Below are 12,664 nucleotides of genomic sequence, written 5' to 3' on the forward strand. Positions count from 1 at the left end.
CTTAGATTATCCTTGTCTAAAAATCTGTTGGGTGAAAATATCTCTAATTTCAGAGGTATTTTCTCTGCCTAACGTGTCTGCTCTCAATATAGGAAAATCTTCTCCAAACTGCGCTTTCACTTCTTGAACGGTTCGACAAGATGGTTGACCAGTCAAATTAGCACTAGTGGAAGTCAAGGCAAACCCCGTAGCTTCGCACAATTCCATTACTGCGGGTACATAACATAAACGTACTGCAATAGAATCAAATTTACCGGTGAGATAACTCGGCACACTATTTTTCACTGGCACAATCCAAGTAATAGCTTGCTTGCTTATTTGCTTTAGCTGTTGCCAAGAATGTTCTGTCATTCGTGTTTCATCAATATAAGGCAGTAGATATTTTAAATCTGAGGCTAATAAGATTAAGCCTTTTTCTTCGGATCGTTGTTTCAAATCAAGTAATTTTCTCACCGCTTTTTCACTTTGTGGATTACAGCCTAAGCCAAAAACAGCTTCAGTAGGATAAGCAACAACTTCTTCTTGCCTTAATTGATTAACTATCTCTAAAAAATTATTCATCTAAAATTCTGCTTCTTTTTGTGTTCGTGCTTCGCAATTTTTATTAGCACAAATATAATATTGCTTACCTTTAATTTTTTTGATAATTGCTAACTCATAACCGCATTTTTCACATTCATATTTAATCGGCTTTGTATTTAAGGTAAATTTGCAATTTGGAAAACCAGCACAGCCATAAAAAGTTCTACCTGAACGTCCTTTTCTGACCAGTAATTTGTGTTGTTTGCATTCAGGGCAACTAAATTCTTCTGCCACATCTGCTTCTTCCTGAACGATAAAATTACATTCAGGATAATTGCTGCAACCAATAAAAATACCATAGATACCTTGCTTTAATTGGAGATGATGTCCACATTCAGAACAACATTCATCTAGCTCTTTAATAATATGATTAGCTTGGTGTAATGGCTTAATATAATCGCACTCTGGGTAAATAGAACACCCAAGAAACAAGCCCTTCTTACCCTGCTTAAGTTGTAGAGGAGAATTACACTGTGGACATAGCTCAACTTGCTTGGTGGATTTAAAAAGTGTCATAGTTTTAAGCTAAATCAATTCAAAGTGGATCACAAAAAATGCATTATCATTCGGGTAAATCTCTCGAATAACCGTTTTCAACTCCGCTAAGCTCATATTCTCTTGCTGAGCATACTGTTCGTTTAACTCATCATATTGAATAGGTGTCACAGAAAGTATCTTGATATTAGCAAAAAATCTATCCGTTTCGTTAGTAAAGACCGCTAATTCTTGATTCGAACGAAAGTAGGATTCCGATTTATCTCGAATTGTAATGTTTTTTTTACCGCTTAAAATATCCGCTTCAAATCGACTAAAAAAGGTAATTTTATCTCTACTCATATTCACTATTCTCATAGTCCAAATGCATCAAATGGCTGAAATGGTCATTATAAAAACCACGACTTAACATAAAACGCCACATTTTCTGTTTTGCTTTCAAATTCCATACTAGCGGTCGTTTTTTCTCAAAAATTTGCTCAGCTAACTCAAACCAATCTACTTCTGCCTTTTCAAGTTCTTGGCTAATTAACCAATCTTTAACGCCTTTGAGCTTTAATTCTTGTTTCAACCGACGGGGACCAATCCCTTGCATTGAGCGGTATCGAATAAAAGCCGCACAAAAACGTTCATCACTTTGCCAATTATTAGCTTGTGCTTTTTTAATCGCATTCTCAACCTCATCAAGATCATACTCTTTTTGCTTAAGTTTTTGGCGAAGCTCTTGCTCACTATAATCACGTTTTGACAGTAAATATAATAAATAGTTAGCCGCTGTGTATTTATTTGTTTTAGTTGTAGAAATTGTTTCCATAAATTGAAATAAAAATGCGATTTTCTCTGAATGTGAAAACCGCATAAATCTGATTAATTATAGTTCTTCTTCGTTAAATTCTTCACTATCATCTGAGTTTTCAGATTCTTGAGTAGAAACCAAATTTGGATTAGCAATCAATAAATCTCTAACATCTTTTTCTATTTTTTCTGCTATTTCAGGGTGTTCTTTCAACCATTTGATTGCATTGTTTTTACCCTGACCAATTTTCTCGCCCTCATAAGAGAACCAAGCGCCAGCTTTTTTGATAAAGCCATTTGCTTCTGCAAGAATCAATAATTCATTGGTTCGTGCAATCCCTTCACCATACATAATATCAAAATGAACCTCACGGAATGGTGGTGCAACTTTGTTTTTCACTACTTTCACTTTGGTTTCACTACCAATAACTTCATCGCCATCTTTTACTGCACCAGAGCGGCGAATATCTAAACGTACAGAAGCATAGAATTTTAACGCGTTACCACCTGTTGTGGTTTCTGGGTTACCAAACATCACACCAATTTTCATACGAATTTGGTTAATAAAGATAACTAAACAATTTGTAGCCTTAATATTTGCCGTTAATTTACGTAATGCTTGTGACATTAAACGTGCTTGCAATCCCATATGTGAATCGCCCATATCACCTTCAATTTCTGCTTTAGGCGTAAGGGCTGCAACAGAATCGACAATAATTACATCCACCGCACCAGACCTAACTAATGCATCACAGATTTCTAATGCTTGCTCACCGTTATCTGGTTGTGAAATTAATAACCCATCTGTATCTACTCCTAATTTACGAGCATAAACAGGATCAAGTGCGTGTTCCGCATCAATAAAAGCACAAGTTTTACCATTTTTCTGTGCTTGAGCCACAACAGATAAAGTCAAAGTTGTTTTACCTGAAGATTCTGGACCGTAAATCTCAACAATACGCCCCATTGGCAAACCACCGATACCTAATGCGGAGTCTAAACCTAAAGAACCTGTTGAAACAGCCTCAATATCTAATGTTTGAGTATCACCTAGCTTCATAATTGAGCCTTTGCCGAACTGTTTCTCAATTTGAGCTAATGCAGCAGCAAGTGCCTTTTCTTTTTGTTCTGGTTCAACCTGTTTTACAGGTGTACTTTTTTGACTTTTCTTCTCTGCCATATTTTGTCCTTTGAAATGATAAACGTTTATGCGTAAAACAACTGTATATTATTATAGTATATGCTTATCCAGTTGCAAGTCTTTTTTTAAGATTTTCGATCGAGATCACAAAAATAAATTTGTGAACAGAGTAATGCTCTTGATTCATCAAATGGATTAAGAGCATTGATGAGCATAATTTTTTCATATTCTCCCAAATCAGCTTTGATTATTTTAATTAAATGCACCTTTTGTTGCTCTAGCAATCGGGTTAATTGAGTGCCTTTTAACAGATAATCTTGTGAACTATACCAAATACCTGCTTTCAGAAAGAGCAAATTACCCATTGAGCAATCACTTACATTGCCGTTATTGATAATAATCACTTCCTCATTTTGCAAAATATTGAGAAAATCAAACTGCTTACGATCACTAAATTTTAAGTGATAATCCCAATTTTCTACCTCTACACAGCGAAAACGCTGTACCTGTTTTGGTGAATAATCAAAAAATTTTATCTCAAATTCTGTGGCATTATAATCAATTCGACACCGCACTTTACCTTTCTGATAAGTGTTTGGTACAAGCAAAATCTGTAAAAGGGTAAATGTAGGCTCGCAACCAAAGTACTCTCGAACAGCCTGTTGAAAACGTTGTTGGTGATAAGGCAGATTCTGTATTTGCCCATCAATAATCGAAACGGTTTCAAAAAGTGGAAATTGGCACATACACTTTCTCTAAAATCTCATTATATTCCTCTTCTAGCACGCTTTGTGAGGTAATGCCGCCACCACTATGGAATACCAGTCCGTTTGGCGTTTTGGCTATGTAGCGAATTGCTACCGCACTTTCTAAACTTTCGCCATCGAAATAGCCAAAAATGCCCGTGTAATAACCACGTTTGCCTCGTTCTGCCAGCTGAATAATAGAAACGGTTTTCTCTTTTGGCGCGCCACTAATTGAGCCTGCAGGTAGTAACATAGCTAAAATAGATCCGATATTTTCTTGCCAATTTTCGGCAAGTTCGCCACAGATTTCTGAACTTGTCTGCAAAATGGCGCCACGATGAGTTTGAATTTTCTCTACATAACGATATTTCGTTACTTCAATGTTTTTTGCAACTAAGGCCAGATCGTTTCGGATCAAATCCACAATGGTGTTATGTTCCGTAAACTCTTTTTCTGATGCCATTAATTTCTGTTCCGCATTTTCTTCATCTGCATTCATTGTGCCTTTCATTGGGTAAGAAAAAATGCGGTTCTGTTCAATCCGTACAAAGCATTCTGGCGAAAAACAAACAAACTCATTTTGCAAATAACATTTATATTTTGCCTGGCTATTCGCAAAAATCTCAGACAACGAATAATTAGTTTCAATCGCTGTTGGATAGCTTAAATTCAGCAAATAGCTATTGCCAGCCTGAATCTCCTTTTTGACTCGCTCAAATCCTTTTTGGTATTCGCTAAAAGTAATTGGATTTGTTGAGAATTCGAAAAGTTGAGAGGCTTTTTCAAAACGCTTTTGTATATTAGATTTACAAAAAAAGTCAAAAAAAAGACCGCTTGCCTGTGCTTCTTCAAGCGGAAAAAGGAGAGGCTTTTCCTGCTCAAAATCAATAACGAAGAAAAAGGGGCGTTTAACTTTGCCATATTGATTAGCTTTGTTTATAAAATCTTGCATAAGGTGAAATGCTTAATATGTAAAAGCTCTGTTATAATGCAAAGCAATCATTTTGAAAAGCATTTTTTAAAAAAGGTTTTACCTATGAATACACCAATTAATTTTCAAGACATTTGGAGCTATATTGCCCTCGCTATCTGTATGCTGATTAGCATTTATCTTTTTTTCTTAAAATCTCGTTATCAGCGAGATGCTTATGAGTTAAACCAAGATCTTAACAGAACCAACACAGATTTCACTCAAATTCAACAAAAATATGAGGTTTTAGTTCAAGAGAAAAATCAGCTTGAGCAATGGGCAGTACAGCAACAAACAAAATATGAAGCTATAAGCGAAAATTTAAGTGAACGAAATGAACAATTACAACGTTTTCAACAAAAAATTGAGATCGCCGAACAGCAACACAGTGAGTTGGAACGCTATATCAATGAACTCAAAGAACGTATGGGGTCTTCACAAACTAAAGTAGAAAATTTGGAAGAACAGCTACAATTTAGTCAGAGTTCACTTTCTCAAAAAGAGAAGGAAAATCAATCAATTTCTAGTCGTTTAAATGAAATGCAAAACGAGCTGACCGCAGTACGTACTATGCTTTCGGAAAAGCAAGCAAATTTTGAACAGCAACAACGTAATTTTATTGAAGTAAAACAACAACTTAATGTGGAGTTTCAACATCTGGCACAGCAAATTCTAGATGAAAAAAGCAAGCGATTTAGCGAAACGAATCAAAGTTCGCTTGAAGCTTTGCTCAAACCATTCAAAGAGCAAATTGAGGGGTTTCAAAAACGTGTGAATGAAGTGCATAGTGAATCGCTCAAAGGCTCAGCAAATTTGGAGGCGGAAATTAAGCGAGTGTTACAAATTGGGGTGTCGATGTCAGAAGAGGCACAAAACCTCACAAATGCCCTGAAAGGGAATAACAAAGTTGCAGGCAACTGGGGCGAAGTACAGCTTGAAACGGCGTTACAATCAGCAGGTTTGCTAGCGGGTGAACACTACCAATCTCAAGAAAGTTTTCGTGATGAAGAAGGCAGACGCTTTGCGCCTGATTTCGTGGTACATCTGCCCGATCAAAAACATCTGATTCTTGACAGTAAAGTGTCGCTATTGGCGTACGATCAAGCGGTCAGATCTAAGGAAAATTTTGCAATTTCACAAGCATTGGACGAGCATTGCCGCTCTTTGAGAAATCATATTGAGGGCTTATCAAAGAAAAATTACAGTGCCTTGCTTGGCATTAAAAGCCCCGATTTTGTGCTGATGTTTGTCTCAATTGAGGCTGCGTATATTGAAGCGATGAAGCACGATCCGCAACTATTTAACTTCGGTTATGAACGCAACGTGATTTTAGTTTCTCACACGACGTTAATGCCGATTTTACGTACAGTGGCAAACTTATGGCGTATTGAACGAGGTAATAATGAAGCCCGAGAAATCAGCGAAAAAGCGGGTGAAATTTATAATCAAGTGTGTGTTATAGCGGATCGTTTAGCCAAATTAGGGAACACGCTAAACACAGCAAATAATCAATATAATCAAGCCGTTACATCGCTTGTTGGGCGAAGGGGATTACTTGGCAAAGTGGAGCGTTTTCAGCATCTTTCCAGTAAAGCAAGCCAACTTGTCCCACAGGTAGAATTGATTGAAAACGAAGTAGATACTATCAAACTGGAAATGGTATCAAAGGAATTATTGGAAGAATAGATCAAATCTCCCCTTCTTTAAAAAAGAAGGGGAGATTTGAAATAACAAAGAACTAACCAAATGCAAAAAAAACTATTAATCATCGATAACCACGACTCTTTTACCTTCAATTTGGTAGATTTACTTCGCAAAATCAATATATCTGCGAAAGTGGTTTTAGTCGAAGAACTAAACTTAGATGAAGTAGAAAGCTTCAGCCATATTCTGATTTCTCCTGGCCCTGATGTGCCTAAGGCTTATCCGCAGACTTTTGTGATGCTCGAACGCTATCATCAAACTAAATCAATTTTGGGCGTTTGCCTTGGGCATCAAACCCTTTGCGAATTTTTCGGTGGTACGCTATACAATTTGGAGAATGTCCGCCACGGGCAACAACGCACACTTACCCAAATTGAGCCCAACCCGATGTTTAACGGCTTGCCGAAGCAGTTTCAAATCGGGCTATATCACTCTTGGGGCATTTTGCAAAATTCTCTCGAAAATACACCGCTTGTGGCAACAGCAATCTGCGAACAAAATGTGCTAGTGGCTTTTAAGCACAAGGATTTACCGATTTTCGGCGTGCAATTCCACCCCGAATCCTTTATCACCGAATATGGAAAAGAAATGCTAGAAAATTGGCTTGCGATTGAACAAGATTTTTAACGAAAAATCCGCTATAATTCGCCAGTTATTCCCTATTCAAACCTTTGTTTTTTTAAATTTATAGAAGCGAAATATTTTCGCTAGTAAAGAGATATTTTCAATGAAAGATTCTATTATCAATAAATTAGAAAGTTTAAGCGAACGTCACGAAGAGTTACAGGCACTTTTAGGTGATGCCTCGGTGATTTCCGATCAAGAAAAATTCCGTGCTTATTCCAAAGAATATTCCCAATTAGAAGAAGTAGTTGGCACTTTTAACCATTGGAAAAAGCTAAACAATGATATTGAAGACGCTCAATTATTGTTAGACGACCCCGATATGAAAGAGATGGCAGCAGAAGAAATTGCCGAAAACAAAGCAGAAATTGAAAACCTTGAGCAACATTTACAAATTCTATTATTGCCTAAAGATCCGAATGATGAATACAACGCTTTCCTTGAAATTCGTGCTGGTACAGGTGGCGATGAAGCAGGGATTTTCGCAGGCGATTTATATCGTATGTACAGTCGCTATTGTGAGAACAAACGTTGGAGAATTGAAGAAATGTCTGCCAACGAAAGCGAGCAAGGTGGATACAAAGAGATCATCGTTAAAATTAGTGGCGAAGGCGTATATGGACAGCTTAAATTTGAGTCGGGCGGACACCGCGTTCAACGTGTGCCAAAAACCGAATCGCAAGGGCGTATTCACACCTCCGCTTGTACTGTCGCAGTAATGCCAGAATTACCCGAAAGCGAAATGCCAGAAATTAATCCATCTGACTTACGCATTGACACTTACCGTTCATCGGGTGCAGGTGGCCAGCACGTTAATACTACCGACTCTGCGGTGCGTATCACCCACATTCCAACCGGCATTGTGGTGGAGTGCCAAGACGAACGTTCACAACACAAAAACAAAGCGAAAGCCTTAGCCGTGCTTGCTTCTCGCATTGTACAAGTGGAACAAGAACGCCAAGCGGCAGAACAGGCAGACACTCGCCGCAACTTACTTGGCTCGGGCGACCGTTCGGACAAAATCCGTACTTACAACTACCCACAAGGGCGTGTCACCGACCACCGCATCAACTTAACTGTTTACCGTTTAGATGAAGTAATGAACGGAAAAATTGATGAATTGATTCAGCCAATTATTACGGAATATCAAGCGGATCAGCTAGCGGCGTTGTCGGAAAACGCGTGATGTTGAAAATGAGCAAATGAACTACCAACAATGGCTTTCTTTCGCCGAACAGCAACTTCTTAAAAATGCAGAAAGCGATCCGTTTTTAAATGCGAAATTTGATGCAAACTTACTGCTGCAAGCGGTCACAAAACGCTCGAAATCTGCGATTTTCGCCTTTTCGGAAACAATGCTTTCAGAAAGTGAATTAGTGGAATTAGCGGAGAAATTGGCTCGCCGAGTGAAAGGCGAGCCAATGGCGTATATTTTAGGGCAGCGAGAATTTTGGTCTTTACCGTTAAAGGTTTCAACCTCAACGCTCATCCCCCGTCCTGATACAGAACGTCTGGTTGAGCTGGCTTTAGATTTTGCCTACAAGCGGTTAGAAAATCAGAAAAATTTGCAAATTTTAGATTTAGGCACGGGAACGGGGGCGATTGCCTTGGCGTTAGCGAGTGAACTGGGTGAAAAAGCCCAGATTATCGGGGTGGATTTTCAAGCTGAAGCGGTGAAATTGGCGGAAGAAAATCGTGAAAATTTAGGCTTTAGCAATGTGCAGTTTTTGCAAAGCGATTGGTTCTCTGCCCTTGCCAATCAACGGTTTGATTTGATTGTCTCTAACCCACCATACATTGATGCGGAAGATGAAAATTTAACGGTGGGCGATGTGCGTTTTGAACCTTTAACCGCATTAGTTGCCGATAATAATGGTTTGAGCGATTTGCAAAACATTATTAAAAATGCACCGCTTTACTTAAAACCACAAGGGGCATTAATGCTTGAACACGGTTGGCAGCAGGGCGAGCAAGTAAGAAATTTATTTGATTTGAATGTGTGGGAAGCGATTGAAACCGCTCAAGATTACGGCGGTAATGATAGAGTAACCCAAGCAATCCTAAAATAAAGGCAGTAAATGGACGATATTATTGAAGAATTATTGAAAGAGTTGGCAGAGCCCAAAATCACGATAAGCGATATAGAATTACAAAAATATCTCTATCGTGAAATCTTACGGCTAACGAAGCTTATTGATGATAATGTAAACGAGCAGCGAATATTTGGACAGATGTCCGCATTAACGAAAAAAGCGCGCTACAACGTAAATGGCGAAGGGGACGAAGAGCGGATTAATCAGCTGCTCAATTTGGTCTATAAAGAGTGGGGCTTTCATTGCTACTATGAGGATTATTTCCACACAGAAAATTTATTGCTCAATCAGGTGCTCAAAAAGCGTCGTGGAATGCCAGTTTCATTAGGGGCGGTGGTACTTTATTTAGCGTCTGTATTAGATTTACCGCTTTATCCAGTAAATTTTCCAACTCAATTAGTGATAAGAGCAGAAATTAAACAACCAAACCGAGCAACTAAAGTGCGTTTTATTAATCCGTGGAATGGTGAGTTTATCAGCATTGAAATGCTTAACAAATGGCTTGAAGGCGAAATGGGCTTTGGCGTAGAAGTAACCCCAGATCTATTAAGACGAGCAGAAGCACAAGAATTGCTTGAGCGGGTTGAAACGGTGTTTAAAATGGCACTCACTCGTGAGGGAAAATATGAAGAAACCTTGCGATTAATTGAATACCGCCTTGCCTGTAGTCCTGAAGATCCATATGAAATTCGCGATCGTGGAATGGTATTAGCCAGTATGGATTGCTACCAAGCCGCATTAGAAGATATTAATTATTTCATTGACCAATGCCCAGAAGATCCTTCTACCGAAATTTTAAAAATGGAAGTAAAAGGCTTAGAGCAAAAAAGCCAAGAGAGTGTGGTGCATTGATATGAAATGAGTTTTGATGAGTTGAAGCGGAGCATATATGAAATATGCGGAATTCGACCGTTACACTGATAAAAACGGTGTTTTGCGTAATAAACTTGGGGCAACATCTGATGACAAATTAGATGATTTTGAACATTATGATAAAGCAACTTTTGCAAAGACATTGGCTTATTATCTCGGTGAAATCAATATTTTTCATGCTTTCAGAGAGGGCAATGGGCGAACTCAACGAGAGTTTATTATTCAATTCGCATTAAAATTTAACTATCGCTTACATTTTCAAAATGTAACTCAGCAAGAGATGATTAGAGCATCGGAGCGTTCTTCACTTTATGTGGATAACACATTGTTTGAAAAAATCATTTTTGACAGATTAGAATTTATCAAATAAGGAAAAATCTATGACAGATAAAATCGTAAAAATTGGTAATATTGAAGTGGCAAATAACAAGCCATTTACGCTATTTGGTGGTATGAACGTACTAGAAAATCGTGATATGGCACTTAGAGTATGTGAACAATATGTTGAAGTAACGAATAAGCTCAACGTGCCTTATGTATTTAAAGCATCATTCGATAAAGCGAATCGTTCTTCCATCCACTCTTATCGTGGGCCAGGAATGGAAGAAGGCTTAAAGATCTTCCAAGAGCTAAAGCAGACTTTTGGTGTGAATATTATTACTGATGTACACGAAATTTACCAATGTAAACCTGTCTCGGAAGTGGTTGATGTGATTCAGCTACCTGCATTTTTAGCTCGCCAAACAGATTTAGTAGAGGCAATGGCTCGCACAGGGGCCGTGATTAATGTAAAAAAACCTCAATTTTTAAGTCCAGGTCAAATGGGCAATATTGTGGAGAAAATTGCTGAATGTGGCAACGATCAAGTCATTCTTTGTGATCGTGGTACAAATTTTGGCTACGACAACTTAGTTGTTGATATGCTAGGTTTCGGGATTATGAAAAAAGCCTCCAAAGGTTGCCCTGTCATTTTTGATGTTACCCACTCTTTACAATGCCGAGATCCATTCGGGGCTGCTTCAGGCGGTCGTAGAGACCAAGTAACTGAACTTGCTCGCTCGGGTATGGCTGTTGGCTTAGCAGGGCTTTTCCTAGAAGCTCACCCAGATCCAAATTCAGCAAAATGCGATGGCCCGTCAGCATTACCGCTTTCAACATTAGAAGCATTTGTTTCTCAAATGAAAGCGATTGATGATTTGGTTAAGGGATTTGAAGAAATCGATACTTCAAAATAACTCTCTGCGTATTAAATACCGTGCTACGTTTCTTAACCTAATTTGAATGAGCGATGCTCTAACGGTGCTAATCAATCAGATTACACAAAATATGGAGAGGTTTCGCTAGCTAAGGTAAATAATACAAATAGGATAACAAGCGGTCATTTTTTATCAGAGATTTGCAAATTTTTCTCAAAAAAAGACCGCTTGTATCACATATATTTTTAGAAGAAACAGATGAATTTAACTCCTCTTTTTATTGCTTTCCGTTACTTTAGATCGAAAAGTGCAGATCGTTTTGGGCGATTAGTGACTCATCTCGCGAGTCTTGGCATAGTACTTGGCGTAATGGCACTGGTTATTGTATTATCCATTATGAATGGGCTGGAAAATATGCAGAAAAACAACCTGCTTTCCGCCTTACCCCACGCCATTATTACCCCTCAGGAAGGACATTTTTCCAAAGCAGAAAAACTGACATTACCTGAATTTGTTACTCAGAGCGTACTAATCAACAGTACAAATGTGGTCATTCAAAGTACTGGGGGAATTAATACGGGACAACTCATTGGTGTTGAACATACTACCGATAATCCTTTATTGGCAGACAAAAATATTTCTCAGCTTTTGCCTGCTGGCAAATTTAAAGTATTAGTGGGTTCTCGACTAGCTGATAAACTGAACGTAAACGAAGGCGATAAATTGCGTTTAATGATCACAGAAAATAGCCAATATACGCCAATGGGGCGTGTGCCTGTGCAGCGTTTATTTGAGATTTCAGGCATTTATCATTCTAATCAAGAAGCCAGTGAATTTACCCTATTTGCAAATTTAGCCGATGTTGGGCGTTTACTGAGGATGACAGAAGATCAGGTACAAGGCGTACGTTTATATCTGCAAGATCCTTTCCAAGTCACTGAACTTAGTCGCTATTTCGATGAAAGACGCTACCAGATCAGTGATTGGCGTGAGCAAAAAGGTGAATTTTTCCAAGCGGTAAAAATGGAAAAAAATATGATGAGCTTATTGATTAGCCTGATTATTGTGGTGGCTATTTCAAATATTGTCACTTCCTTAAGCTTAATGGTGGTGGACAAACAAGGCGAAATTGCCATTTTACAAACCCAAGGTTTAACTAAAAAACAAGTTATGCAGATTTTTATGTTTCAAGGGGTAATTATTGGGGTTATTGGTTCGATTATGGGTGGTTTATTGGGCGTATCAGTAGTTTCTAACTTAGATCAGATTATTTTTCTATTCAACCCTGAAATCCATTTACCAACCCTGATTTCAAGCACACAAATTGCGATGATTGTAGGCGTTTCAATTTTACTTTCATTGCTTTGTACAATTTACCCCGCGTATAGTGCTTCAAAAATTGAGCCTGCACAAGCATTAAGATACGAATAAATAAACGGAAATAA

General features: G+C 38.3%; 15 protein-coding genes. 8 read left to right on the forward strand and 7 right to left on the reverse strand.

From position 1 onward, the window contains the following. Positions 1–6: 6 nt before the first annotated feature. The 7 genes from GM698_RS02045 to GM698_RS02075 all read right to left on the reverse strand — a co-directional run bounded on the left by GM698_RS02045 (position 7) and on the right by GM698_RS02075 (position 4,711). Positions 7–561: a Sua5/YciO/YrdC/YwlC family protein gene (locus GM698_RS02045; protein ID WP_209289584.1), complete on the reverse strand. Its 555-nt coding sequence runs from the start codon at positions 559–561 to the stop codon at positions 7–9. Next, a complete protein-coding gene (locus GM698_RS02050) occupies positions 562–1,098 on the reverse strand; it encodes a type I DNA topoisomerase (protein WP_209289585.1) in 537 nt (178 codons plus the stop codon). 9 nt (positions 1,099–1,107) lie between these two features. Then, entirely contained in the window at positions 1,108–1,419 is a 312-nt protein-coding gene (yqfB, locus tag GM698_RS02055) for a N(4)-acetylcytidine aminohydrolase (RefSeq protein WP_209289586.1), read from the reverse strand. Beyond that, a complete protein-coding gene (recX, locus tag GM698_RS02060) occupies positions 1,412–1,891 on the reverse strand; it encodes a recombination regulator RecX (RefSeq protein WP_176809716.1) in 480 nt (159 codons plus the stop codon). Before recX ends, yqfB begins: the two co-directional genes overlap by 8 nt. Before the next feature lie 57 nt (positions 1,892–1,948). Further along, positions 1,949–3,052, reverse strand: a complete 1,104-nt coding sequence (recA, locus tag GM698_RS02065; protein ID WP_159629272.1) for a recombinase RecA — start codon at positions 3,050–3,052, stop codon at positions 1,949–1,951. 86 nt (positions 3,053–3,138) lie between these two features. Continuing rightward, complete coding sequence (locus GM698_RS02070) at positions 3,139–3,759, reverse strand: aminotransferase class IV family protein (RefSeq protein WP_176808037.1); 621 nt, start codon at positions 3,757–3,759, stop codon at positions 3,139–3,141. Next, the gene (locus GM698_RS02075; RefSeq protein ID WP_159629270.1) at positions 3,737–4,711 is read right to left on the reverse strand and encodes an aminodeoxychorismate synthase component I; all 975 of its coding nucleotides are present in this window, start codon (positions 4,709–4,711) and stop codon (positions 3,737–3,739) included. The genes GM698_RS02070 and GM698_RS02075 overlap by 23 nt, the downstream gene beginning before the upstream one ends. A gap of 84 nt (positions 4,712–4,795) precedes the next feature. Between GM698_RS02075 and rmuC the strand changes: the two genes are divergently transcribed. The 8 genes from rmuC (at position 4,796) to GM698_RS02115 (ending at position 12,650) form a co-directional block, all read left to right on the forward strand. Then, complete coding sequence (gene rmuC, locus GM698_RS02080) at positions 4,796–6,415, forward strand: DNA recombination protein RmuC (RefSeq protein WP_245189279.1); 1,620 nt, start codon at positions 4,796–4,798, stop codon at positions 6,413–6,415. A gap of 60 nt (positions 6,416–6,475) precedes the next feature. Next, on the forward strand, positions 6,476–7,060 hold the full coding sequence (locus tag GM698_RS02085; RefSeq protein ID WP_176808035.1) for an anthranilate synthase component II: 585 nt from the start codon (positions 6,476–6,478) through the stop codon (positions 7,058–7,060). A 100-nt stretch (positions 7,061–7,160) separates the two neighbouring features. Next, positions 7,161–8,243, forward strand: coding sequence for a peptide chain release factor 1 (gene prfA, locus GM698_RS02090; RefSeq protein WP_176808034.1), 1,083 nt, complete (start codon positions 7,161–7,163; stop codon positions 8,241–8,243). 16 nt (positions 8,244–8,259) lie between these two features. Then, the gene (gene prmC, locus GM698_RS02095) at positions 8,260–9,126 is read left to right on the forward strand and encodes a peptide chain release factor N(5)-glutamine methyltransferase (RefSeq protein WP_209289587.1); all 867 of its coding nucleotides are present in this window, start codon (positions 8,260–8,262) and stop codon (positions 9,124–9,126) included. Between the two features lie 9 nt (positions 9,127–9,135). Further along, positions 9,136–10,002 carry a SirB1 family protein gene (locus GM698_RS02100; RefSeq protein ID WP_176808032.1) on the forward strand — a complete coding sequence of 289 codons (867 nt, stop codon included), beginning with the start codon at positions 9,136–9,138 and terminating at the stop codon, positions 10,000–10,002. Between the two features lie 37 nt (positions 10,003–10,039). Further along, complete coding sequence (locus GM698_RS02105; protein WP_209289588.1) at positions 10,040–10,393, forward strand: Fic family protein; 354 nt, start codon at positions 10,040–10,042, stop codon at positions 10,391–10,393. A gap of 10 nt (positions 10,394–10,403) precedes the next feature. Next, positions 10,404–11,258 (forward strand): 3-deoxy-8-phosphooctulonate synthase, encoded by an 855-nt coding sequence (kdsA, locus tag GM698_RS02110; protein ID WP_176809712.1) that lies wholly within the window; start codon positions 10,404–10,406, stop codon positions 11,256–11,258. Between the two features lie 219 nt (positions 11,259–11,477). Beyond that, a complete protein-coding gene (locus GM698_RS02115) occupies positions 11,478–12,650 on the forward strand; it encodes a lipoprotein-releasing ABC transporter permease subunit (RefSeq protein WP_209289589.1) in 1,173 nt (390 codons plus the stop codon). Positions 12,651–12,664 lie beyond the last annotated feature (14 nt).

It is taken from the genome of Mannheimia sp. ZY171111, assembly GCF_017750945.1.
In the GTDB taxonomy this organism is placed as follows: domain Bacteria; phylum Pseudomonadota; class Gammaproteobacteria; order Enterobacterales; family Pasteurellaceae; genus Mannheimia; species Mannheimia pernigra.